The sequence below is a fragment of the Tardiphaga sp. P4_G1 genome, from assembly GCF_056401215.1.
In genome coordinates this window covers 240,609-267,060 of sequence record NZ_JBFUJU010000006.1, presented here as the reverse complement: position 1 = coordinate 267,060, position 26,452 = coordinate 240,609, and the positions used below count along the sequence as shown (strand labels likewise).

At 60.4% G+C, this 26,452-nt stretch carries 23 protein-coding genes; 19 read left to right on the top strand and 4 right to left on the bottom strand.

The annotated features are described in order from the left end of the window. Window positions 1-12: 12 nt before the first annotated feature. Window positions 13-798 carry an SDR family oxidoreductase gene (locus AC1DUY_RS16570; protein ID WP_478115623.1) on the top strand — a complete coding sequence of 262 codons (786 nt, stop codon included), beginning with the start codon at window positions 13-15 and terminating at the stop codon, window positions 796-798. 11 nt (window positions 799-809) lie between these two features. Then, the gene (locus AC1DUY_RS16565; protein WP_231077711.1) at window positions 810-1,727 is read left to right on the top strand and encodes a dihydrodipicolinate synthase family protein; all 918 of its coding nucleotides are present in this window, start codon (window positions 810-812) and stop codon (window positions 1,725-1,727) included. Between the two features lie 943 nt (window positions 1,728-2,670). On the opposite strand, the gene AC1DUY_RS16560 is transcribed toward AC1DUY_RS16565, so the two are convergent. After that, window positions 2,671-3,663, bottom strand: coding sequence for a helix-turn-helix domain-containing protein (locus tag AC1DUY_RS16560; RefSeq protein WP_120288878.1), 993 nt, complete (start codon window positions 3,661-3,663; stop codon window positions 2,671-2,673). 209 nt (window positions 3,664-3,872) lie between these two features. Here AC1DUY_RS16560 and AC1DUY_RS16555 point away from each other — a divergent pair, with 209 nt between their 5' ends. The 6 genes from AC1DUY_RS16555 to AC1DUY_RS16530 are packed head-to-tail and all read left to right on the top strand — an operon-like array spanning window position 3,873 to window position 12,206. Then, the gene (locus tag AC1DUY_RS16555) at window positions 3,873-5,066 is read left to right on the top strand and encodes a serine hydrolase domain-containing protein (protein WP_120289247.1); all 1,194 of its coding nucleotides are present in this window, start codon (window positions 3,873-3,875) and stop codon (window positions 5,064-5,066) included. 51 nt (window positions 5,067-5,117) lie between these two features. Then, window positions 5,118-6,710, top strand: coding sequence for an ABC transporter substrate-binding protein (locus tag AC1DUY_RS16550; RefSeq protein WP_175368221.1), 1,593 nt, complete (start codon window positions 5,118-5,120; stop codon window positions 6,708-6,710). 2 nt (window positions 6,711-6,712) lie between these two features. After that, the gene (locus AC1DUY_RS16545) at window positions 6,713-7,663 is read left to right on the top strand and encodes an ABC transporter permease (protein ID WP_175368222.1); all 951 of its coding nucleotides are present in this window, start codon (window positions 6,713-6,715) and stop codon (window positions 7,661-7,663) included. Then, on the top strand, window positions 7,660-8,547 hold the full coding sequence (locus AC1DUY_RS16540) for an ABC transporter permease (RefSeq protein ID WP_175368223.1): 888 nt from the start codon (window positions 7,660-7,662) through the stop codon (window positions 8,545-8,547). The genes AC1DUY_RS16545 and AC1DUY_RS16540 overlap by 4 nt, the downstream gene beginning before the upstream one ends. Next, window positions 8,544-10,154: an ABC transporter ATP-binding protein gene (locus AC1DUY_RS16535; RefSeq protein WP_120288881.1), complete on the top strand. Its 1,611-nt coding sequence runs from the start codon at window positions 8,544-8,546 to the stop codon at window positions 10,152-10,154. Before AC1DUY_RS16540 ends, AC1DUY_RS16535 begins: the two co-directional genes overlap by 4 nt. Window positions 10,155-10,196: 42 nt before the next feature. Further along, window positions 10,197-12,206, top strand: a complete 2,010-nt coding sequence (locus AC1DUY_RS16530; RefSeq protein WP_175368224.1) for a primary-amine oxidase — start codon at window positions 10,197-10,199, stop codon at window positions 12,204-12,206. A gap of 138 nt (window positions 12,207-12,344) precedes the next feature. Here AC1DUY_RS16530 and AC1DUY_RS16525 read toward each other — a convergent pair whose 3' ends face one another. Next, window positions 12,345-12,467, bottom strand: a complete 123-nt coding sequence (locus AC1DUY_RS16525) for a hypothetical protein (RefSeq protein WP_276509745.1) — start codon at window positions 12,465-12,467, stop codon at window positions 12,345-12,347. Between the two features lie 54 nt (window positions 12,468-12,521). On the opposite strand from AC1DUY_RS16525, the gene ggt reads away from it, so the two are divergent. Next, a complete protein-coding gene (gene ggt / locus AC1DUY_RS16520) occupies window positions 12,522-14,099 on the top strand; it encodes a gamma-glutamyltransferase (RefSeq protein ID WP_478115617.1) in 1,578 nt (525 codons plus the stop codon). Between the two features lie 192 nt (window positions 14,100-14,291). Here ggt and AC1DUY_RS16515 read toward each other — a convergent pair whose 3' ends face one another. Both AC1DUY_RS16515 and AC1DUY_RS16510 read right to left on the bottom strand, forming a co-directional pair. Next, a complete protein-coding gene (locus AC1DUY_RS16515; RefSeq protein WP_478115615.1) occupies window positions 14,292-15,185 on the bottom strand; it encodes a polysaccharide deacetylase family protein in 894 nt (297 codons plus the stop codon). After that, a complete protein-coding gene (locus tag AC1DUY_RS16510; protein ID WP_231077708.1) occupies window positions 15,182-16,141 on the bottom strand; it encodes a polysaccharide deacetylase family protein in 960 nt (319 codons plus the stop codon). Before AC1DUY_RS16510 ends, AC1DUY_RS16515 begins: the two co-directional genes overlap by 4 nt. A 360-nt stretch (window positions 16,142-16,501) precedes the next feature. On the opposite strand from AC1DUY_RS16510, the gene AC1DUY_RS16505 reads away from it, so the two are divergent. From AC1DUY_RS16505 to AC1DUY_RS16460, 10 genes are all read left to right on the top strand, one after another. Then, window positions 16,502-16,669 (top strand): hypothetical protein, encoded by a 168-nt coding sequence (locus AC1DUY_RS16505; protein ID WP_478115613.1) that lies wholly within the window; start codon window positions 16,502-16,504, stop codon window positions 16,667-16,669. Between the two features lie 9 nt (window positions 16,670-16,678). Then, window positions 16,679-17,641 (top strand): ABC transporter substrate-binding protein, encoded by a 963-nt coding sequence (locus AC1DUY_RS16500; RefSeq protein ID WP_309946849.1) that lies wholly within the window; start codon window positions 16,679-16,681, stop codon window positions 17,639-17,641. Next, a complete protein-coding gene (locus AC1DUY_RS16495; RefSeq protein WP_210269251.1) occupies window positions 17,641-18,486 on the top strand; it encodes an ABC transporter ATP-binding protein in 846 nt (281 codons plus the stop codon). Before AC1DUY_RS16500 ends, AC1DUY_RS16495 begins: the two co-directional genes overlap by 1 nt. Then, on the top strand, window positions 18,483-19,244 hold the full coding sequence (locus AC1DUY_RS16490) for an ABC transporter permease (protein WP_120288887.1): 762 nt from the start codon (window positions 18,483-18,485) through the stop codon (window positions 19,242-19,244). Before AC1DUY_RS16495 ends, AC1DUY_RS16490 begins: the two co-directional genes overlap by 4 nt. Window positions 19,245-19,293: 49 nt before the next feature. Then, window positions 19,294-20,820, top strand: a complete 1,527-nt coding sequence (locus tag AC1DUY_RS16485) for an NAD(P)-binding domain-containing protein (protein ID WP_158596779.1) — start codon at window positions 19,294-19,296, stop codon at window positions 20,818-20,820. 75 nt (window positions 20,821-20,895) lie between these two features. Continuing rightward, window positions 20,896-21,690 (top strand): IclR family transcriptional regulator, encoded by a 795-nt coding sequence (locus AC1DUY_RS16480; protein ID WP_120288889.1) that lies wholly within the window; start codon window positions 20,896-20,898, stop codon window positions 21,688-21,690. Between the two features lie 151 nt (window positions 21,691-21,841). Next, complete coding sequence (locus tag AC1DUY_RS16475; RefSeq protein ID WP_231077706.1) at window positions 21,842-22,879, top strand: BMP family protein; 1,038 nt, start codon at window positions 21,842-21,844, stop codon at window positions 22,877-22,879. 23 nt (window positions 22,880-22,902) lie between these two features. Next, on the top strand, window positions 22,903-24,417 hold the full coding sequence (locus AC1DUY_RS16470; RefSeq protein WP_439057591.1) for an ABC transporter ATP-binding protein: 1,515 nt from the start codon (window positions 22,903-22,905) through the stop codon (window positions 24,415-24,417). Beyond that, a complete protein-coding gene (locus AC1DUY_RS16465) occupies window positions 24,414-25,520 on the top strand; it encodes an ABC transporter permease (RefSeq protein WP_478115608.1) in 1,107 nt (368 codons plus the stop codon). Before AC1DUY_RS16470 ends, AC1DUY_RS16465 begins: the two co-directional genes overlap by 4 nt. A gap of 2 nt (window positions 25,521-25,522) precedes the next feature. Beyond that, the gene (locus AC1DUY_RS16460) at window positions 25,523-26,446 is read left to right on the top strand and encodes an ABC transporter permease (protein WP_120288893.1); all 924 of its coding nucleotides are present in this window, start codon (window positions 25,523-25,525) and stop codon (window positions 26,444-26,446) included. Window positions 26,447-26,452 lie beyond the last annotated feature (6 nt).

Here is a 26,452-nt window from a genome sequence, read left to right as displayed (position 1 = left end):
AAAGGACAGGACATGGATCTCGGACTTCAGGGCAAGGTCGCGCTGGTGCTTGGCGCCGGCGGCGGCCTTGGAAGCGCTATCGCGAAGACGCTGGCGAGTGAAGGCGTGCGTGTCGCGCTTGCCGACATCGACGCGGCCGCGCTCGATCGTGTCGTCGCGGAGATCAAGCAGGGTGGAGGCGACGCGATGGCCGCCGCTTTCGATCTGGCTGATCGTGCCGCGATGGATGCGCGCGTCAGTGCCATCGAGGCAGCGTTCGGCCCCATCGACATCCTTGTCAACAATACCGGTGGGCCGCCGCCGACGCCTGCTGCCGGGCAGGACCCGGAACTGTGGAGCAGGAGCTTCGAGCAGATGGTGCTGTCGGTCATCACGCTGACCGATCGCGTATTACCCGGCATGCGCGCCCGCAAATGGGGACGTATCGTGACATCGACATCGTCTGGCGTGGTGTCGCCGATTCCCAATCTCGGCATTTCGAATGCACTGCGATTGTCGCTCGTGGGCTGGTCGAAGACGCTGGCCCGCGAAGCTGGGCGTGACGGCATCACAGCCAATATCGTGCTTCCAGGCCGGGTTGCCACCAGTCGCATCCGTTTCCTGGACGAGCAGAAGGCAAAGCGTGAAAGTCGCTCCGTCGAGGACGTGTCTGCGGAGAGCACCGCCAGTATTCCTGCCGGCCGTTATGGTGAGCCACAAGAATATGCTGATGTGGTCGCCTTTCTCGCCAGCACCCGCGCATCTTACGTCAACGGCTCGGTCATCCGCGTCGATGGTGGTCTCATTACTAGCATCTGAAGGATCAAATCATGGCTCTCGACGCAACCGCCTCTGGCGTCTTCCCAATCGCCCCCACCCCGTTTCATCCCGATGGTCGTCTTGATGAGGCCTCGCTCGGCACATTGATCGACGGATACCTCAAGGTTGGCTCAACCGGCGTCACGGTGCTTGGCATCATGGGCGAGGCGCCGAAGCTCGAGCCCGAGGAATCGATCGCGATTGCTAAGCATTTCGTGAAGGGCTTCGGAAAACTGCCGGTGATCGTCGGCGTTTCGGCGTCCGGTTTCGCAGCGATGCGCGCGCTGTCGCGAACCGTGATGGAGAATGGCGCGGCGGGTGTGATGATTGCTCCTGTGCCGAGCCTGCGTACCGACGATCAAATCACCGGCTATTACCGTCAGGCGATCGAAGCGATCGGATCCGACATTCCGTTCGTGATCCAGGACTATCCTTTGACACTGTCGGTACAGATGACGCCGAAAGTCATCCGTCAGATCGTGCAGGAGAATCCTTCCTGCATTATGCTCAAGCATGAAGACTGGCCCGGTCTTGAAAAGATATCGACGCTGCGTGCGTTCCAGGCCGAAGGGTCGTTGCGACCGATCTCGATTCTGACCGGTAATGGCGGACTGTTCCTCGACTTCGAAATGGAGCGTGGTGCAGACGGCGCAATGACTGGCTACGCCTTTCCGGACATGTTGGTCGAGCTGGTCAAGCTGCAGAAGGCCGGCAAGCGCGACGAGGCGCATGATCTGTTCGATGCGCACTTGCCGCTCTTGCGATACGAACAGCAGCAGGGCGTTGGCCTCGCCGTGCGGAAATATGTGATGATGAAGCGTGGGTTCCTGGCATCGGATGCCCAGCGCAAGCCCGGCTCGGTTCTCTCGGTGAAGGCGCGCGAGGAGGTCGACTACATGCTGTCGCGTTTGGAGCGGGCTGTGAGGTAGTCGGTGGCAAGCCTCAAAGGCGGAGTTTTTCAACACGGCGCAAAGCGGACAGAGGCAGTCGTCAGCCTTGCCCCTCTAGAAATTCCGCGATCTGCGCCTTCAGAAATGCCTTTCTGGAGATTGTTCTCCTGCCGGAAATAGTAGAGCAAATGAACGCCACTTTCGGATGGAGTAGCTACGCCCAAGAAACCTGTTGCGCTCATCCGCCGCGCAGTGCGCGGCGGAAAACCCCAAAATCGGCCCATTGCGTTTGAAGACTGGCGAGAAGCCCACTCTGGGCCGGCCATCCAGCGAAGATCGAACCAAGTCTCCGCGCGCAGTCTCCCGAAAACGGGAGTTTCTGCGGTGTTAGCCGGAGATTTTTGGGAATTGGGCGGGTTATGGGGCCGATTTTGCCACCCGGAGACTTTCCCGCTCGCCTGAAAAGCCGCCCAATACGGGCCTTTCTCGACAAATTGGGGGCTATCGGCCGTTTGGCCGGACTGCTTGGCTGGGGCGGGAGTGCCGTTCGCACCTGTCTCCGTGTCAATTCCCTACAAACAGGGTATTTTACAGGGAATTTGCGATTTTCGACACCGGTGTTCATTTTCGACCCATCCATTCAGCGGATTAAAGGGGGAAAATCGTCGAATTCCCTGTGCCATCGAACAGGGAATTCATTTCGAATTGCAGGCAATAATGAAAATGGATCAGGGAAGACAAAAGCTGCTCTTCATGCGAGGGCTAGCTACAGGACTTGCTAGAACCTTTTATTGGGAATGCCCGGACCAGGGCGACGCATACGACGATGAGATTGCATCGTTGCGGGACTACAGTCGAATCGATCGAACGTTGGCGTCGCCGTCTTGGATAGGCAGTCTGTTGCGTTTCGCGTGCGTGAACCCAGGACATAGTCGTTCCAGAATAGCCAAATGGCAGCTTTCGGCGCAAAGCGGACATCGGTCTAGTTGTTACGAGTTAGTTCCAGATTTGCATCCGCACGCGCGCGCCGCAGAGTTTCGGACGGAAGTTCGGTGAAGTGTCGCTTGTAGTCCTGCGAGAACTGGCTGAAGTGCCAGAAGCCCCACTTCACCGCGATATCATAGACGCCGATCCGCTCGTCTACACAGTGCTTGAGCTCGCGGCGCACGCGATTGAGGCGGACGGCGCGTAGATAGTGGATGGGGTTGCTGCCGAGTACGTCCTGGAAACAGTAGTTCAGCTTGCGACGGCTGGCGCCGACGCCCTTGCAGATGTCGAGGATGGTCATCGGCTGTTCGGGCGTGGACAGCATGAGGGAGCAGGCCCGATCAACGAGACGCTTGCGGGTGCCGCCACTACGGAGGTCATCGCATGGCTCGAGGTTCGGTAATAGATCGATCACCTCGGTCAGCAGGTTATCCTCGAGCTGCTGCCGTGCTGCGGGATTGTCGAGGATTGCCGGATTGTCGTCGGTGATCTCCTGGACGTATTCCAGCAATTGGCGAAGACGTTGCGCAGCGACGGGATCGGTGCGCAATTCCCGCAGCTGGTGCCAGATGCCCTCAGGCAGCTCGATCTGCATATCCTGCAGCGTGTCCTCAAGCAGCTGAGCATTCATCACAACCCCGCGCAGTTCGAATTCGGGCGGGGTGCACATATCGACTTCGGCATCAAAGCACGCGATCACATTGCCGGACGACATGCAGGCGCCATTGAAGTTGATGTCGCCAGCGCGCCAGGGCAGGGCAATGCCGAAACTATCGACCCCGAGGTGTCCATACTGGCGAACACGCTGGCTGGTGGTTTCGCGGAAGACCTGGATACCTGGCAGCCGCACCTCGACAAAACTGCCGCGAAACGCGCCGGCGCTGATCTGATCATAGTCAAGCCGCCAGCGCCCGAGATTGGCGCAATGTGCATCGACATCGTTGCTCGACGCAGCAAACAGCCAATGATCCGAGGCGTTTAGCGACATGCAGGCCCTCCGGACAGCCATTCAGGCGGTGCCAGACATAGATTGATCTTTCGAAAGACCGTTTTGCAAGCGACGTGCCATCTCGCTGTGAGCCGCGGGGCGCTCAAGAATTGCTGATTTTTGATAACGGTCAATTCGCATGCTCGCCGATGATCGCTCGTCCGGATCAATGCTGATGCCGGGCGACGGACATGTTCTGCGAGGATGCGATGAAGCCAAGCGATGTCATGAAAGGTGCTCCGCCCGCCGCTGAGGCGCTCGTGACCCGGTTCAACTGGCGCAAATATCCCTACAGCCAGTGGAGTTTTCGCAATGTCCGCCAGGTGTTGCCGACCGCCGATATACGGCGCGGTGCGGCGCCAAGGCCGCTCAAGACGGCATTTCGAGATCTCGGCGCCCTTGCATTCACCTATGGCGAGGGCGTCTCAACAACGCTCGCAGAGACGTTGGCCCAGACCTATGCCGATGGCCTCGTCGTGCTGCATCGCGGCGAGATCGTAACCGAGTGGTACGGCGAGGGCATGACCCCGCACACGCCGCATCTGGTCTGCTCGGTGAGCAAGTCGATCTGTGGCACGCTCGGCGGCGTGCTGGTCGAGCGCAGCCTGCTCGATCCCGACAAGCCGGTCACGCATTATGTCCCGGAAGTCGCGTCATCGGTCTATGGCGGCTGCACGGTCCGCGACCTGCTCGATATGACCGTGGCGATCAAGTTCGACGAGGACTACGACGATCCCGAAGGCGACGTGGTCAAGTATCGGCTATGCAATGGCTGGGACGTGCTGCCGGACGGAACGGCGCAAGGCGACCAGCGCAGCTTCCTCGCCACGCTGCGGCCGAATGGCGGGTCGCATGGCAAGGTCTTTCATTACGTCTCGACCAATACGGACGTACTCGGCTGGGTCTATGAAAAGGCCTGCGGCAAGCCCTATGCGCAGATTCTCTCGGACTATATCTGGGCGCCGATGGGGGCTGCGGACGATGCCTATATCACCCTCGACACCCATGGCGCGTCACGCTCGGCCGGGGGCATCTGCGCCACGTTGCGCGATCTCGCACGGTTCGGTGAAATGATCCGTCAGCGGGGTATCGCCAATGGCACGCAGGTGGTGCCGGGGGCGTGGATCGACGACATCCATGCCAACGGCGACAAGCAGGCCTGGAAAGACGGCGATCTGGCATTCGTGTTTCCAGACGGCCGCTACCGTGCCTGCTGGTACACGATTGATCCCGCGCGCAACGATCTCGCGGCGGTGGGTATTCACGGTCAGTGGATCCATGTCGATCCATCGACTGACGCCGTGATCGTGAAGGTCGCCGCCCAGCCCAGTCCGATGGATATCGCGATCGATCATCGCTGGCTTGCTGCCTTCCGAGCCATCGGTGCGCATCTGACCGCGTAGTTGTCCGACATCGTCCTTTCGATTTCAATTCCCATTGCCCCGGAGATCGTCATGTTCAATGATTTCAGCCGACGCTCGTTGCTCAAGGCAGGTGCCGCAGGGCTTGCTGCCGGGATGATGCCGCGCATCGCGCGTGCGCAGTCTGGCAAGGTTATCCGTGCAGTGATGCATGCGCCTTTGCGTGCCACCGATCCGGTCATCAACACGGCCTGGACCGGGCGCAATCACGGCCTGAACATCTATGACACGCTGTTCTCCACCGACTCCAAATTCCAGATCCGTCCGCAGATGGTCGATACCTATGAGGTGTCGGCCGACAAGCTGACCTATACATTCAAGCTGCGCTCCGGGCTGAAATTCCACGATGGCGCGCCGGTGACGTCCGCCGACGTCATCCCCTCGCTGCAACGTTGGGCCAAGCGCGACACCATGGGCGCGCGAATGATGACCTTCGTCGCCGAACTCAAGCCAGTGGACGAGCGCACGTTCCAGCTTGTGTTGAAATCGCCCTATGGCCAGGTGCTACAGACGCTCGCCAAGCCGTCGAGCATCATGCCTTTCATCATGCCGGCGCGCCTTGCCGCGCAGCCGCCGGAACAGCCGGTCACCGAATTTGTCGGCTCCGGCCCATTCCGCTTCGTTACCTCCGAATTCCGTCCGGGCAGCCGCGCGGTCTATGAGCGTAATGCGGACTATGTCTCGCGCGACGAGCCGTCGGACGGCCTCGCCGGCGGCAAGATTGTGAAGATCGACCGTTACGAGTGGATCAGCATGCCGGACTTCCAGACCGCGGCGAATGCGCTGATCAACAAGGAGATCGACTTCCTCGAAGCCGCGCCGCACGACATGCTGCCGTCGCTGATCGCGGCCAAGGACGTCACCGTGGCCGATTACAATCCGCTCGGCTTCATGTCGGTGGTGCGCATGAACTGGCTCAGCGAGCCGTTCAACAAGCAGGAAATCCGCCAGGCCGTCATGTATGCGAGCGACCAGGCCGACTGGCTCGACGCACAGGTAGGCAATCCCGACTACTATCAGGCCTCCGCAGCGATGTTCGGCGTCACCACGCCGCTGGCCAGCGAAGTCGGCTGGAACACCAAGCCTGATATCGCTCGCGCCAAGGATCTGCTCAAGAAGGGCGGCTACAAGGGCGAGAAGGCGGTGATGCTGCAGGGCACCGACTCGCCGCTGCTGTCTGGCTCCAGCACGGTCACTGCACAAAAACTGCGTGCCATCGGCATGAATGTCGAGGTGCAGACGATGGATTGGGGCTCGCTGCTGGCGCGCCGCGTCAAGCAGGATTCGACAGCGAATGGCGGCTGGTCGATGACCCACTGGGTCACCACGACCACCGAGTTGATGAATCCACTGGCCAGCACAGTGCTCGACACCCGCGGCAAGACCGGCGGCTTCTTTGGCTGGCCGGAGGATACGGAGATCGAAAGCCTGCGCAACAAGTTCGCGCTGGAGACAGATGCCGCTGCCCAGAAGACGGTAGCCGAAGCGATCCAGAAGCGGGCTTATGATGTGATGACCCATATTCCCGGTGGCCAGTTCAAGCAGCCGGTGTCGCACAGCAAGGCGCTCAAGAACATCGTCACCGCACCGGCGCCGCTGTTCTGGAACGTCGAGAAGACGGCCTGAGCATGGCAGTCGCCGGCGTCCTCCTGAAGCGATCGGTCTCCGTCATTCCCGTCCTGGGGGTGGTGGCGTTGATCGCATTCATGCTGCTGCGCTTCGCCTCGGGCGATCCGGTGGCGCAGCTCGCCGGCGATAATGCCGATCCCGCGGCCATCGCTGCCATCCGAGCGCGTCTCGGACTTGATCAGCCGCTGGCGATGCAGTTCCTGAACTGGCTATGGCGCATGTTGCATGGCGATCTCGGCACCTCGATCGTGTCCGGCCAGCCTGTCACGGCGCTGATCGCCCAACGCGTTGGCCCGACGGTGGCCGTGTCGATCACCACGATCGTGTTCTCGGTGGTGGTCGGTGTGCCAATCGGCGTGCTCGCCGCATGGCGGCGCGGCGGCTGGCTCGATCGCTTCGCCATGTGGACCTCGGTGACGGGCTTTGCGGTACCGACCTTCGCCATCGGTTATTTCTGGATCTATCTTCTCTCGATGCAGTTCGGGCTGTTTCCGGTGCAGGGTTATGTGCCGCTGAGTGATGGGCTCGGTCTGTTTCTCTGGCACCTTACATTGCCGACGCTGACGCTGAGCCTCGTCTATATCGCGCTGATCGCGCGCGTGGCGCGCACGAGCATGCTCGAAGTTCTGTCGGAGGATTTTGTCCGTACCGCGCGGGCCAAGGGCTTGCCGGAGCGGATCGTGGTGTTCAAGCATGCGCTGCGCAATGCGGCGGTGCCGATCGTCTCCATCGTCGGCATCGGCATCGCGTTGCTGATCGGTGGCGTCGTGGTGACCGAAAGCGTGTTCAATCTGCCGGGCCTCGGACGTCTCGTCGTGGATTCGGTGCTGGCGCGTGACTATCCGGTGATCCAGGGCGTGATCGTCGTATTCGGCAGCGCCTATGTGGCGATCAATCTGCTGGTCGATCTCAGCTATTCCTTCTTCGACCCAAGGATCAGCCAGCAATGAGCGCGATCACGGTCTCTGCACCCACCTCATCGATCAATATTCGCGCTTTCGCCGGCCGACTGCTGCGCAACAGGACAGTGCTGTTCGGCCTCTGCATCCTCGTGCTGTTGGCGTTGATCTCGATCTTTGCCAGCTGGCTATGGACGGTGGATCCAGCGGCCATCAAGCCGCGCTTGCGGTTGCGTCCGCCCAGTGCGGTCAATTGGCTCGGTACCGATAATCTCGGTCGCGATATCTGGAGCCGGCTGGTCTATGGCAGCCGCGTCTCGCTGGTCGTCGGCGGCTCGGTGGCCTTCATCGCCGTCGCATTGGGTAGCTTGCTTGGCCTGATCGCCGGCATGGTGCGCTGGATCGACAATGTGCTGATGCGCATGATGGACGGGATGATGGCGATTCCGGCCATCCTGCTGGCGATCGCGCTGATCGGCGGTCTCGGACCGTCCATCACCACCATCTGCATTGCCATCGCGATCCCCGAAATCCCGCGCGTTGCCCGCATGGTGCGCAGTGTGGTGCTCACGGTGCGCGAGGAGGCCTATGTCGAGGCGGCAGTCAGCATGGGCACGCGGCTGCCGGTGCTGATGGCTCGGCATATCGTCCCGAACATCATGGCGCCGCTGATCGTGCAGGCGACTTATATCGCCTCATCCGCAATCCTGATCGAGGCGTCGCTGTCGTTCCTCGGCATCGGCATGCCCGACGAGATTCCAAGCTGGGGCAACATGATGTCCGATGCGCGGCTTTATTTTCAGGTGCGGCCGGGACTGATGTTGTTTCCCGGCATCTGCATCGCGCTGACGGTGCTTGGCATCAACCGGCTCGGCGACGGTTTGCGTGACATGCTCGATCCGCGGCTGGCCCGATCGGTGGGAGGCCCGAAATGAGCGAAGAATTGCTCGACATCCGCGGCTTGAAAGTCGGCCTGAGCGGCGAGGCCGATGGTCGTCGTATCGTCAAAGATATCGATATCACGGTGCCATCGGGCGGCATTGTCTGCGTCGTTGGCGAGTCCGGCTCCGGCAAATCGGTCACGGCCTTCAGCGTCATGGGGCTGTTGCCTGACGGGCTGAGACCGGTGGGAGGCTCGATTAAGCTGCTAGGCGAGGAATTGCTTGGCGCATCAACAGAGCGCATGCGCGCGCTGCGCGGCAGCCGCATCGGCATGATCTTCCAGGAGCCGATGACGGCGCTCAATCCGGTAATGACCGTCCGCGAGCAGCTCGCCGAGCTCATCGAATGGCACTCGGACGTTCGGCCGAGCAAAGCCGAGGTCAATAGACGCGTGCTGGCGGCGCTGGAAGACATGCTGCTGCCCAATGCACCGCAGATGATGCATGCCTATCCGCACCAGCTGTCAGGCGGCCAGCGCCAGCGTGTGATGATCGCCATGGCGATGCTGCTGGAGCCGGTGCTGCTGATCGCGGACGAGCCCACCACGGCACTCGACGTGACCACACAGAAGCAGATCCTTATGCTCATCAAGGATCTGGTGAAGCGCAAGAATATCGGTGTGCTCTTCATCACGCATGATTTTGGCGTGGTTGCCGACATCGCCGATCAGGTGGTGGTGATGCAAAAGGGCGCGGTGGTCGAGAGTGGCGGCGCCGACGCGGTGCTCGGGCATCCCGCCCAGGCCTATACGCGCTTGCTGATCGACTCCGTGCCGAAGGGCATCACTATCCCGACGTCCGCGCGCGAGCTGGCGCCCGATGTGCTCGCGGTGAAGGGTCTGAAGATGACCTATGGTCATCGTGGCTTATTCGGGCGTGGTCGTGTCACCCATGCGGTCCGCGATGCCGCCTTCACGCTCGGCCGCGGCGAGATTCTCGGGGTAGTCGGCGAGTCCGGTTCCGGCAAATCGACGCTGGCGCGCTGCGTAGCACGGCTGATGAAGCCGACATCCGGCGAGATCAATCTGCTCGGCACGGATATCGCCGCTGTCTCCAATGAGACGCTAAGGCCACACCGACGCTACATTCAAGTCGTCTTCCAAGACCCTTATCGCTCGCTCAATCCACGCCTGTCGGTCGGACAGTCGATGATCGAGGGCGTGGTGAATTTCGGTGCCTCTCCGCAGGTCGCACGCGAAAAGGTGTCGGCGCTGCTCGAACTGGTCGGGATGGATCCGCAGGTGATGCATCGCTTCCCACACGAATTCTCCGGCGGCCAGCGCCAGCGCATTTGCATTGCGCGTGCCCTGGCCTCGGAGCCGCAGATACTGATCGCCGACGAAGCGGTGTCGGCGCTCGACGTCACCGTTCAGGCGCAGGTGTTGAAGCTGTTTGCTGACCTGCGCAGCCGGCTTGGCCTGGCGATGCTGTTCATCACCCATGACCTGCGCGTTGCCGGCGAACTTTGCGATCGCATCATGGTGATGAAATCCGGCGAGATCGTCGAGAGCGGTCCGACCGCGGAGATCTTTGCCAATCCGCAACATACCTATACCCGCGCGCTGTTCGCTGCTGCGCCCGGCCGCGAGCGTCTTCAATAATCTTCCAACCTACCGGCGCGATGCGCCTTCAGGAGTGTCGTCATGACGGTGATGCAGAAAATCCAGAACGATGCCGTGGTCGCCGCCATCCATCCGCTCGATCCGTTGACGCTGGAGGAGATCGGCGCCGCCTGCGATCTCGTCAAGGCGAATGGTAAGGTCACGCCGCGGTGCCGCTTCCCGATCGTACGGCTGGAAGAGCCAAGCAAGGCCGAGTTACGCAGTCATGCGACAGGTGCGCCGTTGCCGCGACTGGCTTTTGTGGTGGCGCTGGAATCCGAGACTGGCGCTGCGACGGAGTTCATTGTCGATTTGACGGCGGCTCGCATCGTTGACACCAAGCTGCTGCCCAATGCCGATGCGCCCTATGGCCAGCCGCCGGTGATGATCGCCGAATTCATGCTGTGCGAGCAAATCGTCAAGGCAGATGAGGGCTGGCGCACTGCCATGCGCCGCCGCGGAATGTCTGACAAGGACATGGAAATGGCGCAGGTCGATCCGTTTTCGTCGGGGTTCTTCGATAGGGACTTCGAACGGGGGCGCCGCATCCTGCGCGCGGTGACATTCTTCCGCGACGATCTCAAGGATAACGCCTATGCACATCCAGTGGAAGGTGTCGTCGCTGTCGTCGATCTCGTCCATCAGAAGGTGGTCGATCTGCTGGATGACGACAAGGTCATTCCGATCCCGAAGAAAAAGCGCAACTACGGCGCTCATGAAAACACTAATCCGCGTACCGACATCAAGCCTTTGAACATTGAGCAGCCGGAAGGGCCGAGCTTCAAGGTCGACGGCTGGAAGGTAGACTGGCAGAAGTGGAGCTTTCGCGTCGGCTTCACGCCGCGCGAAGGATTGGTGCTGCATCAGCTGTCTTATCAGGACGGAGATCGCAAGCGTTCTATCATCCATCGCGCGAGCGTCACCGAAATGGTGGTGCCTTACGCCGACCCGACCGCCAATCACTATTGGAAGTCGGCCTTCGATGCCGGCGAATATGGCCTCGGCATGCTCGCCAATGCGCTGGAGCTTGGCTGCGACTGCCTCGGCAACATCCACTATTTCAATATCCCGGCGGCCGACGAGCAGGGCCAGCCATTTGAGATGAAGAATGCGGTCTGCATGCACGAAGAGGATTACGGCATCCTCTGGAAGCACTACGAATTCCGCAACGGGTTGTTCGAGGTGCGTCGCTCGCGGCGCCTAGTGATCAGCTTCTTCGCCACCGTCGGAAATTATGACTACGGCTTTTACTGGTATCTCTACCAGGACGGCACCATTCAGCTTGAGGCCAAGCTCACCGGTATCATCCAGACTGCGGCGGTGATGCCCGGCGAGAAATATGCGTGGGGCGGCATGGTCGATGACAATCTCGGCGGCCCCACGCATCAGCATTTTTTCAATGTGCGCATACATATGGATCTCGATGGCGGCGGCAACACCGTCACTGAACATGAATTCGCGCAGCGCCCATGGGGCACGGACAACCCTTATGGCAATGCTTTCGATCTCAAGAGCAAGACGCTGTCGCGCGAACGCGATGCAGCGGCCATCGCCGACGGGCAAAGCGGGCGTTACTGGAAGGTCACCAATCCGAACAGCAAGAACAGCGTCGGCAATCCCGTCGGCTACAAGCTGATCGTAACGCCGAGCCCGGTGATGCTGGCGCAAGAAGGCAGCTTCGTACGCAAGCGCGGCGGCTTCGCCACCAAGCATGTCTGGGTCACGCCCTACGATCCCGCGGAGAAATATGCCAGCGGCGACTATCCGAACGTGCATGCTGGCGGGGACGGCCTGCCGCATTACATCGAGCAGAACCGTAATATCGAGAACACTGACATCGTGCTGTGGCACTCGTTTGGCCACACCCATGTCTGCAAGCCCGAGGACTTTCCCGTGATGCCAGTGGAATATGCGGGCTTCATGCTGAAGCCGAACGGTTTCTTTGCTGCAAATCCGGCCAATGACATTGCTCCGGAGCGCAACGGACGCAGCGTGCTGAGTGCGGACACTGCAGGTGCTGCGACGGCTTCGTCATGCTGCGGCAAATCCTGATCGTCATGATCGAGAGGCCGGGGCGATGATCTGCTGTTTGCTGGCGCTGCTTGCAGCGCTTCCCGGCTTGTCGATGCTCCGCCGAAATCATCTCGGTCGCGGTCACTGCACGGTGCATCGCAGTCATATTACAACAGGTCATGCCGCGGCCAGGCAGATCACAATCGCCGCCGGCTTGGCGTTCGCGGTTACGTTGGGCCTGTTGACGGTCGGCATCTCAGGCATCGTGAGCCATCCGCTTGGGCCGATCTGCTCGGCCATCGATCGCGCCACGTTGGTTCGCTGATCCGAGCCATCTATTGATGAGGAAACATCATGCGTGACTTCATGGCTGTCGCCCGTTCCGTAGCCGTCGCCGAACGCGGCATGGCAGCAACCTCGCATCCGCAGGCGACGCTTGCGGCGGTCGAAATGCTGAAGGCCGGCGGCAATGCCATTGACGCGGCGCTGGCGGCCGTTGCGGTTCAAGGCGTTGTCGAGCCGCAGATGACCGGAATTGGCGGCGACTGCTTCGCACTGTATTCGCCGAAGGGTGGCGCTCCCGTTGCGCTCAATGGCTCTGGCCGCACACCGGCCAAGACCGATGCCAGCCGATATGCTGACGCGGGCGGCCGCGATATTCCGCCAACCTCACCCGAGGCGGTGACCGTCCCCGGCTCGATCGACGCCTGGTGCAGGCTGAGCGCCGACTACGGCAGCAGGCCGCTTTCCGAGGTTTTTGCGGCGGCCATTGACGCAGCCGAGAACGGTTTTCGCATTACGCCGCGTGTTGCCGCCGACTGGGCAGCGTTCCGTAGCCGGGTCGAGAGCCTTCCGGACACCGCAGCACAGTTTCTGCCGCACGGTGAGGCGCCGACAGTCGGCGACAAGCGGGCCCAACCTGCGCTGGCAACCACATTCCGGCGCATAGCGCGCGAAGGCCGTGCCGGCTTCTACGAGGGCGAGGTTGCCGACGACATCGTCGCGACGTTGCGTTCGCTCGGCGGTGTGCATGAAGCCGGAGATTTTGCCGCCCAGCGCAGCGAATATGTCACGCCGATCTCGGCGTCGTACCGTGATCACGACGTGATGGAGTGTCCGCCGAACGGGCAGGGTCTTGCCGCGCTGATGATCCTGCGCACCTTGGCCGGCTACAGCATGGGTGATCTGTCCGAGGCAGATCGCATTTATCTGCTGGCCGAGGCAACCAAGGCGGCGTATCGTGCCCGCGATGCATATTTCTGCGATCCGGTAACGGATGCGGTCGATGCATCGCACTTTCTGTCCGATGATTACATCGCCGCCATCCGCGCAAAAATCGACATGGCGAAAGCTTCCACGGTGGAAAGCTGGGACGACATTGAGCATCGCGACACGGTTTATGTCACGGTCGTGGACCGCGACCTCAACGCGGTATCGCTGATCAACTCGCTATTCTATCCGTTCGGCAGCGGAATTTATGCGCGGAAGTCGGGTGTGCTGCTACACAATCGCGGCTGGAGTTTTCGCGCCACGCCTGGCCACCCGAATTCGCTGGGACCGCGCAAGCGTCCGATGCATACAATCATCCCGGGGATGTTGATGAAGAGCGGCCGTGCGGTGATGCCGTTCGGCGTGATGGGCGGCCATTATCAGGCCTGTGGTCACGCAAACTTCCTCTGCAATATGCTCGATCATGGAATGGATATCCAGGCAGCGGCGGAAGCGCCGCGCTCATTTGCTTTCGACGGCATGCTGGAGCTGGAAACCACAATTCCGGAGGCGATGAAAAACGAGCTTTCCGCACGCGGGCATCGCATCAGGTGGGCGGATGCCGGAATTGGAGGTTGTCAGGCGATCCAGATCGACCGCGACCGCGGCGTCCTGCTTGGCGCATCGGACCATCGGAAGGACGGCCTTGCGCTCGGATTTTAGTCCCGTGACAGACCGCTTTTGGCGCAAAGCGGACGTTGCTCAACACTGGATTCCGAACCTCCGGATAGGGGCGGTGACGAACTACGCCCAATCCGCGAAAGCACCTTATAGGGATGCAAAAATGGCATTCTGAACAGCAGGTTGATTGCGCTTGTAACAGAATGATCGTCCCCACATTGGAGTAGTCTAATCTCACTTGACTCTGGAGACGATTTCTCCCGTGGTCGCGTGCCAAATTTCAGTGTGGCTGGCGATATGCTCAACAATCTCACTTAGATGGCGAAACCGCGCCGGCTGGGCTGATATCCACGGATGGATGTGGAGACCGAAGAACTTGGTCGATGCGGCGCCTTCAGCATAAAGGCCGTCGAACGCATCCATCACCGCAAGCGCATAGTCTTCACTGGTCACCTTGCGATGGACGAGCATCTCCACGTCGTTCCATTCCGACTGGTTAGGAACGGAGATAAGCGGAGGCGTTGTCGTGGTCGCGTAGGGTTGTTCGTCATTTCCATAGTCGCAAAGATAATCAAAGCCCGTCTCTGCCAGAATCGACGGAAGTTCGCGGGATTGCCCGTAGTCTTGCGATAGCCAGCCTTTAGGCCGCTGCCCTGTCGCTCTCTCAAGTGTGTCCTGTGATCGCGCCACGATCTGCCGCTGTTGCGCCAATGGCATTGCGGACGTGATCATCCGCGACGCATAGTCGCCGTGTGCCAGGAATTCGAAGCCGCGCTGTAGGAATTGATCGACCAGATAAGGATAGGCAGTGACCGCCGCGTTGTTGGCCGCCACGCTCGCGCGCAGGCCGTGCCGGTCAAGAAGATCAAGGACCCGGAAGATCCCGACCCTGTTGCCATACTCGAAGGCTGCGTTGGCGCGCAAATGCGGAGCATGCCGTGCAAAGCCCTGAATATAGCGCCGGTCGAAGATCGCCTCTTGCGGCGGCATCGCCTCGAATTGCTCGAAGTACAAATAAATGACGAAGGCAATGCGAGCCGCGCCATGCGGCTTCCATGGCTTGCGCCCCGGCAGCGGCGAGTGTGGGTAAATGTCTTGGTCCAGGACGTTCGGTTTGCAGGGAATCATTGACGGCTCTCCTCGAAGAACCCGGCCTCGCGCAACAGCGGTTCGATCAGCGGATGGTGATGTTCGTAATACCAGTCTGCAATCTGGCTCCCCGTTGCGAACCAAACATCGTCATGCGGGCTAACATGGGCCAGAATCTCGTCGAGATATTTGGCGCGGTGCGGCTGTCCGAGGAAAAATGGATGGATCGGAATGCAGGCGACCCGCCCGCCGCCATGGGCGCTGTCGCTGTAGAGCTGGTCGAAATAAGCGATCGTATTCCGGGCGAAGGCCTTTGCCTCCACATTGCCGCGGAAGTTCATGCCGTCATTGACATCAAACGAATAAGGGATGGCGAGCAGTTTCCCGTTCGGAACACGCAGTGGCGTCGGCTGATCGTCGAAGCCGTAGTCGACGTAGTAGCTCAGGCCGAGTTCCGCGCAGAGGTCCTCGGTATGTTCGGTCGATGCGGCAAAAGGCGCGAAGAAGCCGCGCATGTCGCGTCTGGTCAGGGCCTTGTGCCGGTCGATCGAGTTCTGGATCACCGCTCTCTCATCGTCGCGGCTTAGGCCCCAGTGGTGACGGCTGTTGTAGATGCCATGGCTCATGACTTCCCATCCGCGGGCCTCGCCGGCCTCGCGGATTTCAGGAAACATCTCGTACACAGCAAGATTTAGCGAGCAGGTGATCGGCAGTTGGTAGCGATCGAACACGTCCAGCATGCGCCAGAAGCCGATCCGGTTGCCGTAGTCGACGTCCGTGTAGACCATCATGTCGGGATGTGGCAGGCGCGGATACGGATCAACTTTTTGGCCGACGTCCCCTAGATATTGGTAGTGCTCGACATTCGGGACGATCCAGCACGCCATCCGTTTGCCGCCGGGCCAGCGCAGGTCTGGACGCTTGGTGATGGGGATATAGGCAATACGTGCGTTCATCAGCGGACTTCCTTGGCGAGGGGCGATGTGTTCAGCCATTGTATTGATCGCACAATCATTGTGTGCCGAGGAAGGCTGGCTATGCGGTCTTGCTCTGCCGGTCGGCGCATTGGGCGCCAAGCTGGATGGAGGCGCCATCGCGCGGAAACGGAGCGCCTTAAACTTCGGCAAGTCGCTCAATTGGATAGCATGGTCGCCGTCTGGGCCGGGATATCACAACGGTCTCGGTAGGCCAGCCGGTCGCTGATTGGGTTCCTGGGGGAGCACGCGGCCGGCAAGAACTCGCGATCTTTGGTCAGCCATCTCATCAGGTGGAATAAGATCGTCGTGAATACAGGGCGATCCGATTGTGGTGTCAGTCTTGCTTTGTGGTGATTACCGCCTTTGCAAGGAGCTGCCATGGCCACGTTCACCAACGGGTTGTCGACAACCTCTGCGCGCATGAGCGAATCCACCGGCCTGACTATTTTGCGCCCTCGCGTTTTCGCCGGGCAGATCGCCGCCGAGAAGGTCGAATTCCACCTGCGTGGCAATATCAATTCGATTGTCGGAACTTGGGACAACTAAGGAACGGACATGAGAAGAATCATACTTCTGGCCACTCTGCTTGCGGCGACCGGCTTTGCAGCGCCCTCCTTCGCGGCGGACAAGGTCATCGTTGGATATGGAACTGGCACCACGGCGCTTCCATATTTCGTCGGCGTCGAGACCGGTATTTTCGCCAAACACGGCATCGACATCGAAGGCGCTAAGATTCCGCTCAATTCGAATCTGCAAAGCTCGCTGATTGCGAACCAGATCGACGCCGCTGCAGTCATGCTGGCGGTTGAGGGCATGGCAGGCAACTTCGTCAAGCCGGGATCGATCACCTATATTTCGTTGAACGCACAAAGCGACGACTACCGCATGGAGCAGTTCGTTGCCCGCAAGGGTGTGGACATCAAGTCGCTTGCGGATTTCAAGGGCAAGAAGCTGGTCGCGGCGCCGGGCATCGGCAATGTGACAATCGCCAAGGCGGCTCTGCAGGCGGCAGGTCTGAAAGAGGGCGACTACAAGCTCGATCAGCTCGACACCTCCCAGCACATCAACGTGCTGACCTCCGGCCAGTATGATGGCGCCTTCACCCTCGAGCCCAATGCCACCATGATGAGGGCCAAGGATGTCGCCTACACGGTCGAGGCGGGCGTCGTTGCCGATATCGTGCTCGGTAACCGCAAGGCCAAGGCCTATATGGCGGGCGGTGCACTATCGCAGAAGTTCCTGGCGGATCGGCCGGAGGTCGCAAAGCGCTATGTCGCTGCGTGGGACGAGGCGCTCGATTTCATCAAGCAGAAGCCGACCGAGGCGCGCCAGACTCTTCTGAAATACACGCCGACTGCACCCGAGATCGTCAACGACGTGCCGTTGGTGTTGTTCTCGAAAATTTCGGATGTCAGTCAGGCGGATATCGAGAATTTCCAGAAGTATATCGATTTCTCGGTAAAAATCGGTGTGATCCCCGGCGCCGTCGATGTCCGGCGTTACATCGTGAAGTTCTGATGAGCGCGGACGCTCGCACTTCCATTTTGAAACCGATGTCCGTCGCGGGCAATCCCGATGCGCCGGTCGATACCCGCCCGTCAAAGTTCCGGCGCCCGCACGTGACCGTGCGGGGGCTTACCAAGCGTTTCGATGACCGCACGATCTATGAGAAGTTCGATCTCGATCTGCCGCGCGGGCAGTTCGTTTCGATCTTCGGCCCAAACGGTTGCGGAAAATCAACATTGATGAACATGATTGCCGGCCTGATCCCGGTGGACGAAGGACAGATTCTGTTCGACGGCCAGACCATCGATGAGATCCGGTTCGGCTATGTCTTCCAGAACTACCGTGACGCCCTGTTCCCGTGGATCAGCGCGTGGGACAACATCGCCTATCCCCTGCGCTTCATGAAAGTACCGAAGGCGGAGCGCAACAGACGCGTCGATGCGCTAGTGAAGAAATTCGATGTTCGCATCAATCTGAAACAGTACCCGTATCAGATGTCCGGCGGACAGCAACAGCTTGTCTCGATTTTGCGCGCGCTCGTGGTCGATCCAGAGATTCTCTTTCTCGACGAGCCATTCTCCGCCCTCGACTATGAGATGACTTTGTTCATGCGCGACCAGATGCAGCGCATGTTCCAGGAAACCGGAACGACGACGATTATCGTTTCCCATGATCTCGACGAGGCCGTCTATCTCGCCGACCGCATCCTGCTGCTGTCTCGCGCGCCGGCCAAGGTCGTCGATTTTCCGATAGTGGATGTGCCGCGCCCGCGCAATGCGCTGACACTGGCGGATCCAGAGTTCAACCGCGTTAAGGGGCATTGCCTCGAAATCTTCCAGCAGCAGGTCAGAAAATGAAGAGCAAGACCCTTGATCGGCTGCGTCCGTTTATTGGAGTCGTGATCCTCATTGGCATATGGCAGGCCATCGTCGCGCTCAAGATCGTCGACCCTGTGCTGCTTCCGTCGCCGGGCAAGACGTTCTCGGCTGTTTACACCGGACTGTTCGAACAGGGCCGGCTGGCCTTCGATTTCGGCAAGACGGTCGAGCGCGCTTGTATGGGCATTGCGCTGGCGACGGTGATAGGCGTTCCGGTCGGCGTCATTCTTGGGGCGTCGGAAAACGTCTACCGCTCCGTCGAGTTCATTATCGATTTTTTTCGTTCGACGCCGGCATCGGCCGTCTTTCCGCTGTTTCTCCTGTTGTTCGGCGTCGGTGAGATCACAAAAGTCTATATCTCCGCTTTCGGCGCATCGCTCGCGATCATTTTTAATGTTGCTTATGGCGTCATGAACGCGCGCAAGACACGCGTGCTTGCTGCGAAGATCATGGGTGCGCCGCCGTTGCAGCGGATGCTGGTAGTGCTGCTTGAATCGTTGCCGCAAACTTTCATCGGCCTGCGCATGGGAGCGACCCTCGCGCTCGTGCTGATGATCACGTCGGAGATGCTGCTCGGTGCGATCGATGGACTTGGTTTGCGGATCTTCGAGGAGCAGCAGCTGTTCAATATGCCGGGGATGTATGCGGCGATTTTCTGTTCCGGGCTGCTGGGTTATACGCTGAATCTATTTTTCTTCATAACAGAACGCCGGTTCGTCCATTGGGCTGGTCGATAATGCGTCAATCTCGCGACCGCGGCGCCTTGGAGTTTCTATGAATAAATATGTGAAAGACGATAGGTTTACGTCGCCGCAGCATTCGGAGGCCGTCGACGTAGCTGGCTGGATGCCCGAGGTGCCGTATGCCGACGAAAGCGCCTTTGCGGACGGCAAGGTGCAACTGCCAAAGACGATAAGTGAGCTGGCCGCCCATGCGCGCCGCGAAATGAATATTGCCCGCTATCCATCCAAGCATTGGTGTCTGCCGCGCACCAGCCCGGATGGCACGCAGGCACTGGACGTGCTGGTGGTCGGCGGCGGGCAGGCTGGTTTTGGCGTTGCTCATGTGCTCAAGCGCTCGCACATCGATAACATCCTCATCGTCGAGGCCGAGCAGAAGGGCAGGGAAGGCCCGTGGGGTACATATGCCCGCATGCCGACGCTGCGAACCCACAAGGACAATGGTGGTCTTGAGGCCGGCATTCCCTCGCTGTCATTTCGGGCCTGGTATGAAGTGCAGCACGGCTACGGCAGCTGGCAGGCGCTCTATAAGGTGCCGACCGCTGCGTGGCATGCGTATCTTTCGTGGTTTCGTGAGGTCGCTGAACTTCCGGTACGCAACGAGACGCGCTTCGAAGGTTTCAGCCGCGACGGGTCTGGACTTATCGCCGCGCAGGTTACGGGACCGGCGGGGAGCTATACTTTGTTCACCCGCGCGCTGGTGCTGGCCACGGGTATCGAGGGAAATGGAATTCGCAATCTGCCCAGTTTGATCGGCGACGACATTCCGCGCGCGCTCTATGCGCATACCCAGGACGACATCGACTTTGCCGCTCTGAAAGGGAAGAAAGTTCTGGCGCTCGGCGGCGGCGCCTCTGCATACGACAATGCCATCATGGCCGCGGAGGCCGGCGCCGACGTGCACGTGTTCCATCGCGTGAAAGAGCTGGTGTCGGTCAATCCGGGTACCTGGGGTGAATTCAACGGCTATCTGGCACATTATGTCGAATTGCCGCCGGCGGCGAAATGGCGGTTCGCCAAGACGTTCGGCACGATCAAGAGCGGACCGCCAATCGCCACGCTGAAGCGGGCGCAGTCGATGGACAACCTTGCCATTCATCCCGGTGAAAGCTGGACCAGCATTGCTCACGAGGGCAATCGTCTAACGGTTGCGGCGACCAGCGGCACCTACGAGGCGGATTTCCTGATCCTCGGCACAGGCTACCGTCTTGATCTGTCCGCCGTCCCGGCGCTGAAAGATCAACTCGACGATATAGCGCTGTGGCGCGATATGTACACGCCGCCAGCAGACCTGCCTGGCAATGGCCTCGAACTCGCGCCCTGGCTGAACCCGGATTTCACGTTCTGCCCGAAGCCGGGCGGTATGCGGAGCTGGCATGACCAAGTGTTCAATTTCTCACGTGGCGCGCAGTTGTCGATGGGCACGCAGACGATCGGCCTGTCCGGTATTCGCTTCGGGATGGCCCGGCTGGCCGGCTGTGTGGAGAGCTATTTCTTCAAGCAGGACAGTGCGCTCTATCTCGAAGGCCTGCAGAGCTGGCAGACGCGCGACCTGGCCGCATTGGATACCTGAGGACTTATCGTGCAGGCTTGACTTCTGGTATGGTAGCGTCGGCGCGTAAACGCCGGACATCAACCGGAGAGACCCGTGGCGCAAGACCCCGAAACTGGACAGACATCAGGCGTTCGCTCGGTCGATCGTGCACTGGCGATCCTGCAAGCGGTTGCGGGCAGCCATGATGGTGCCACGCTTGCTGACGTCGCTCGGCAGCTATCGCTATCGCCCTCGACGGGGCATCGTCTTCTGACAACGTTACAGGAACGTGGTTTCGTTCGTTTTGAACGGCGAACGGGCCGTTGGATGATTGGGCGTTCGGCGCTCAATGTAGGCGCCAACTACGCCGCGTCACGCGATATTGTCGCACTAGCGCAGCCTTTCATGCAGCAGGCGTCGGTCCTGTGCGGCGAGACCATCAATCTCGGATTGCTGGAAGACGGTCACGTGACCTTTCTCTATCGAGTCGAGCCGCGAACGCGCCGTAGCTACGTTCCAGAGGCGCGCGTTAGGATCCCGGCTCATGGATCCAGTATCGGCAAGGCGCTGCTCTCCATGATGCCCGAGCGCGAGGTTCAGTCGTGCCTGGAGCAGAATACGCTCGTCCCGCTCACGCCGCATACGCTGCTCTCGCAGAATGCTCTGCGGCAGGAATTCGAGTCGATCCGGCGCGACGGTTATGCCGTCGACAACCAGGAAAACACGTTAGGGCTACGATGCCTGGCTGCGGCGATTTCCGATGAGTATCGCCGGCCCGTTGCGGCGCTGTCGATGGCGGCCCCTATCGAACGCCTCAAACTTCAGCAAGTTGCTCAACTGGGAAGCATGATCGCCTCCCTGGCTGGAGATATCACGACGGCCTGGAGCGGTCGGCCGGCGGTACGCTAGGCCCGTAGCGGGCCGAGGCCTTGGAGAAGGCTGGCGATCTTCGGTCGGCCATCTCACCACGTGGAATAGGATTGCATTGACGATCGCGCGGGCCAGTTGTGGTGCCAGTCTTGCTTGGTGAGGTCATGTACCGCCTGTGCAAGGAGCTGCCATGAGTGTTCTGACCAAGGATTCGCCGACAAGCCGTTCGCGCACTGCGTTTGTTGGCCTGTTTGGATTGTGTGCCGCCATCTTTGCCGGACCGGCTGGTGCGGCCGAAAAGGCTGCTTTCCTGCTGCCTGGCAGCATCAACGACCAGAGCTGGAACGCGCAGGGCTACCAGGGTGCCGAGAAGCTCAAGGCTGTCGGCTGGGACGTAGCCTATACCGAAAACGTGCAGGTCGCCGACATGGTCGAGGCGCTGCGCGATTATGCGCGCAAGGATTACAAGGTTGTGGTCGGTCACACCGGCCGGTTCCTATCGGCGATGGAGCGTATCGGTCCCGATTTCCCGAAGACGCTGTTCATTGTCGGTTCGGGCTCAGCCGGCGCCGGGACTAACGTGACCTCAATAGACTACGACAACACGCAGTTCGGCTTCATGATGGGCGTGCTGGCCGCGCGCATGAGCAAGACCGGCAAGATCGGTTCGGTGAACAGCCTCGAAGGGTTGCCGAACGTGGTCGCGCAAGTCGGCGGTTTCCGCAAGGGTGCCAAGAGCGTGCGCCCCGACATCGAGGTTAAGGTCATCTACATCAAAAGCATGGAAGACGCGGCCGAAGCCAAAGAGGCTGCATTGTCGCTGATCGCAGGCGGAGCCGACTTCATCAGCGGAAAGTTGAATGCGGGCCAGACCGGCATCATTCAGGCCGCCAAGGAAAAGGGAGTTTACGCCAACGGACGTTCGTTCGGTCACAGCGAGATCGCACCAGATGCCGTGCTGACCAACATCGTCGAAAAATGGTCCGACATGTATTCGCAGACGGCGCAGGAGCAGGCTAAGTCCGGCGGAGTCGGTGGAAAATACGTGCTCTACGGCCTGAACACGCCCGGCAGCACTGGTGCCGAGCTTGCCTACAATGCGACACAGCCGTTGAATCCCGCCGTGCCTGCGAGCGTGGCTAACGAACTGGACGCGTTGAAAGGAAAGTTCAAGGACGGGTCGCTCAAGATCGCTGTCAACCGCGAAGACGCGCACGGAGGAATCTGACCCTTGGCTATGGATTGATGCCCATGCTTGAGATGCGCGGCATCAAGAAAGCCTATGGCACTGTGCAGGCCAACCGCGGCATTGATCTCGATGTCGCGGCGGGCCAGATCGTTGGGCTACTCGGCGAGAACGGCTCCGGCAAAAGTACATTGATGAAGCTGCTGTTCGGTGTCGTCAGCGCAGATGCCGGGACGATCCGCTTCAAGGACAAGCCGCTCTCTGGGCATGGCCCCGCGCAGGCGATGGCTGCTGGCCTCGGCATGATCCATCAGCACTTCACGCTGGTGGAAGCGATGAGCGTGACTGAAAACGTCATGCTCGGTGCTCCTGACTCGAGTCCATGGCTGTCGCCGCGCGAGACGGCCAGCCGTATCAGGCAGGAGAGTGCGACTTACGGGCTCGACATCGACCCCGACGCGATGATCGGCGACCTGCCGCACGGCCGGCGGCAACGCGTCGAGATCGTCAAGGCGATTCTGCGCGGCGCGGATCTGCTGATCCTGGATGAGCCGACGTCCAACCTCAGCCCGCCGGAAGTCGAAGGACTATTGGGCATCATGGCTCGGTTGCGTGACCAGGGTCGGGCCATCGTCTTCATCTCGCACAAGCTCGACGAAGTGATCGCGATCTGCAGTGAAGTCGTAGTGCTGCGCGATGGTGCAGTTGCTGGAACATGCCGGGTGGAAGGTGCAACACGCGCCGGTCTGGCACGGATGATGGTGGGTCGGGACATGCCGCCACCCATCGCGCGCGAAGCTACCGCCGCGGGCCGCAACGTTTTGCATGTCGGACAGATGGCGCTAACCGAGCGTGGAGTGGAACGTCTGGCTCCGATTTCATTCTCGTTGCGTGCCGGAGAAATTCTCGCGATCGCAGGGATCGACGGCAACGGACAGACTGAACTGGCTGAATGTCTGGCGGGCCTGCGGCTTCCGACGGCAGGCGGTATCGACCTCGACGGTCACGATATCACGCTGGCAAGCGTCGGCGAGCGGACAGAATTGGGGATGGCCTATATTCCCGTCGATCGAGCCACGATGTCGCTGGTCACCGGAATGAGCGTCTCCGACAATCTGGCGTTGCGCGATTTCGACAAGCCGCCGCTGTCCCGGGGTGGATACCTGGCACGTAGCTACTTTGCGGAACGCGCCCGGGAGATGTCACAGCGTTTCGCGATCAAGGCCTCGGGCCCTGACATCGCCGCGCGGACGTTGTCGGGCGGCAATCAGCAGAAGATCGTGCTGGCGCGGGAGATCGGCCGACATCCTGCAGTCATGATCGCGCACCAGCCGGTCTGGGGGCTGGATCCCGGCGCCACACATTTCGTTATCGAGCAGATCTTGGCGCTGCGGGCCGCTGGCGGCGCAATCATCTATATCTCATCGTCTCTGGAAGAAGTGATGACGCTCGGCGACCGCATCGCGGTGATGCAGGGGGGGCGGCTGTCAATCCCGATCGACCGCGACACTGTAGACCTGACGCAGATCGGACTGATGATGGCAGGGGACGACAGCTTGATCCATGGCGCCGCGGCATGACCATCCTCTCTAATATCGACACGGTGAACAATGAGCCTCCACCGCGGAAGGTCACGTTCATGAAAGCTGCCAGCGTACTGCGGCGTTTGCTGGCAGGTACGGCGACACGCGCGACCCTGGCGGTGGCGCTGGCGCTGCTCGTAACTGCGGTGCTGATCCTGATCTCCGGCAAAAATCCGCTGCTTGCCTATGCCGCGCTATTAAAGGGAGCATTCGGCTCGATCGACCGCATCGCATTCGGCTTCAACAAGAGTACGCCGTATATTCTCGCCGGTCTTGGCGTTGCACTGTGCTTTCGCGCCAATGTCATCAATATCGGCGCCGAAGGGCAGATCGCGGTCGGCGGTATCGGCGCTACGGCGGTCGCGCTGAGCGGCCTGGCGTTGCCCGGCCTATTGCTGATGCCGCTTGCGCTGCTTGCGGGTGTTGTATGCGGCGCTGCGTGGTCTGGGCTTGCCGCCTTCGTCAGCCTCAAGCGCGGCGTTCATGAGGTTCTATGCACGCTGTTGCTGAATTTCGTCGGCGTCCTTCTTGTCAGCGAAATGTTGCATGGGAAACTGGGCGAACCGGGAGCCGGATTTCCGCAGTCACCGTTGCTGCCGCGGGCCATCTGGTTGCCGAAGCTGGTGGCCGGTACTGATCTGCATATCGGCATCGTTTTGGCAGTGATCGCGACCGTTGCTTGTCATATCCTGTTCTGGCGCACGACATTTGGTTTTCGCCTGCGGATCATGGGAGCCAGCCGGGATGCCGCACGTTATGTCGGTATTTCCAGTATCCGGCAGACCATGCGCGTGATGCTGACCGCCGGCGGCTTGGCGGGATTGGCCGGCGGTGTCGAAGTGCTCGGTGTGCATTATCGATTGATCGAGGGATTCTCGGCAGGACTCGGTTTCAACGCCGTGGGCGTAGCATTGCTGGCCTCGCTCAATCCCCTGGCCGTTCTGCCCGCCGGATTGTTCATTGGATTTCTGGAAGCGGGTGCGCTCGCCATGCAGCGTGAGGTCGGCGTGCCGTCATCGCTTGTCTTCGTCATTCAGGGACTGACGATGGTGTTCGTGCTGTGCGCGCTCGGATTGCGCGGCGAGCGAAGCAAGGTGTGACCATGGATCTCATGATGATTGCGGATCTCGCCGCTGCCACCATCCGGATTTCGACACCGCTATTGTTTGCCGCTCTGGGCGGGTTGTTGAGCGAAAAGGCCGGCACATTCGCCGTCGGCATCGAGGGCATGATGCTTGCCGGAGCATTCACAGGCGCGATCTCGGCATTTGTGTTCGGCAACGTCGCCCTCGGTTTTGCCCTTGCCGCACTGGGCGGTGCAGCGACGGGAAGCCTGCTCGCTTTCGCAACGGCGCGCTGCCGCGCCGACCAGATGGTGACAGGCCTCGCTGTAAACGTGCTGGTTCTGGGCTTGTCCAGTTTCTTGCTGCGCGGACTGTTCGGCGGACGTGCTCCCGTAATCCGACTGACGCCCCCGGGCACATGGCCGTTGCCCTGGCTCTCGGAGATTCCAGTCATGGGACCTGTCCTGTTTCGACAGTCTGCGATTGTCTATCTGGCGTTCCTACTCGTTGTTCCGTTGACACTGTTTCTGACCAAGACGCGGGCAGGGCTGACATTGCGGGCGGTTGGTGAAAATCCGGAAGCCGCATTCGCGGCCGGTTATGATCCGATCCGCATCCGCATGATCGCTATCGTCGCGGGGGGCGCTTTGGCAGGGCTGGGCGGGGCCGTGCTTGCTCTTCAGGAGGTCGGCAGCTTCACGGACGGCATGACGAACGGTCGCGGTTTCATAGCGCTTGCTGCCATCATGGTCGGCCGCTGGACACCGGTCGGTGCCATCGCTGGATGTCTGATCTTCGGCTTCGTGTCCGCGCTGGAACTGCGCGCCCAAAGCTGGGGCTTGCCGGTCAGTTCCTACGTGATGCAGATGATGCCTTATTGCCTCGCGCTCGCATTGCTCGCTGGCGTGAGTCGATCCGCCCGCCTACCGGCGGCGATCGGTGTTCCCTTCATCCGACATTAATACACA

Bases quoted from the DNA above. Each gene is read 5' to 3' on its own strand.
- AC1DUY_RS16570 (WP_478115623.1), top strand. From the start codon at position 13: ATGGATCTCGGACTTCAGGGCAAGGTCGCGCTGGTGCTTGGCGCCGGC.
- AC1DUY_RS16565 (WP_231077711.1), top strand. From the start codon at position 810: ATGGCTCTCGACGCAACCGCCTCTGGCGTCTTCCCAATCGCCCCCACC.
- AC1DUY_RS16560 (WP_120288878.1), bottom strand. From the start codon at position 3,663: ATGTCGCTAAACGCCTCGGATCATTGGCTGTTTGCTGCGTCGAGCAAC.
- AC1DUY_RS16555 (WP_120289247.1), top strand. From the start codon at position 3,873: ATGAAGCCAAGCGATGTCATGAAAGGTGCTCCGCCCGCCGCTGAGGCG.
- AC1DUY_RS16550 (WP_175368221.1), top strand. From the start codon at position 5,118: ATGTTCAATGATTTCAGCCGACGCTCGTTGCTCAAGGCAGGTGCCGCA.
- AC1DUY_RS16545 (WP_175368222.1), top strand. From the start codon at position 6,713: ATGGCAGTCGCCGGCGTCCTCCTGAAGCGATCGGTCTCCGTCATTCCC.
- AC1DUY_RS16540 (WP_175368223.1), top strand. From the start codon at position 7,660: ATGAGCGCGATCACGGTCTCTGCACCCACCTCATCGATCAATATTCGC.
- AC1DUY_RS16535 (WP_120288881.1), top strand. From the start codon at position 8,544: ATGAGCGAAGAATTGCTCGACATCCGCGGCTTGAAAGTCGGCCTGAGC.
- AC1DUY_RS16530 (WP_175368224.1), top strand. From the start codon at position 10,197: ATGACGGTGATGCAGAAAATCCAGAACGATGCCGTGGTCGCCGCCATC.
- AC1DUY_RS16525 (WP_276509745.1), bottom strand. From the start codon at position 12,467: ATGGCCGAGCAGATCGGCCCAAGCGGATGGCTCACGATGCCTGAGATG.
- ggt (WP_478115617.1), top strand. From the start codon at position 12,522: ATGCGTGACTTCATGGCTGTCGCCCGTTCCGTAGCCGTCGCCGAACGC.
- AC1DUY_RS16515 (WP_478115615.1), bottom strand. From the start codon at position 15,185: ATGATTCCCTGCAAACCGAACGTCCTGGACCAAGACATTTACCCACAC.
- AC1DUY_RS16510 (WP_231077708.1), bottom strand. From the start codon at position 16,141: ATGGCTGAACACATCGCCCCTCGCCAAGGAAGTCCGCTGATGAACGCA.
- AC1DUY_RS16505 (WP_478115613.1), top strand. From the start codon at position 16,502: ATGGCCACGTTCACCAACGGGTTGTCGACAACCTCTGCGCGCATGAGC.
- AC1DUY_RS16500 (WP_309946849.1), top strand. From the start codon at position 16,679: ATGAGAAGAATCATACTTCTGGCCACTCTGCTTGCGGCGACCGGCTTT.
- AC1DUY_RS16495 (WP_210269251.1), top strand. From the start codon at position 17,641: ATGAGCGCGGACGCTCGCACTTCCATTTTGAAACCGATGTCCGTCGCG.
- AC1DUY_RS16490 (WP_120288887.1), top strand. From the start codon at position 18,483: ATGAAGAGCAAGACCCTTGATCGGCTGCGTCCGTTTATTGGAGTCGTG.
- AC1DUY_RS16475 (WP_231077706.1), top strand. From the start codon at position 21,842: ATGAGTGTTCTGACCAAGGATTCGCCGACAAGCCGTTCGCGCACTGCG.
- AC1DUY_RS16470 (WP_439057591.1), top strand. From the start codon at position 22,903: ATGCTTGAGATGCGCGGCATCAAGAAAGCCTATGGCACTGTGCAGGCC.
- AC1DUY_RS16465 (WP_478115608.1), top strand. From the start codon at position 24,414: ATGACCATCCTCTCTAATATCGACACGGTGAACAATGAGCCTCCACCG.
- AC1DUY_RS16460 (WP_120288893.1), top strand. From the start codon at position 25,523: ATGGATCTCATGATGATTGCGGATCTCGCCGCTGCCACCATCCGGATT.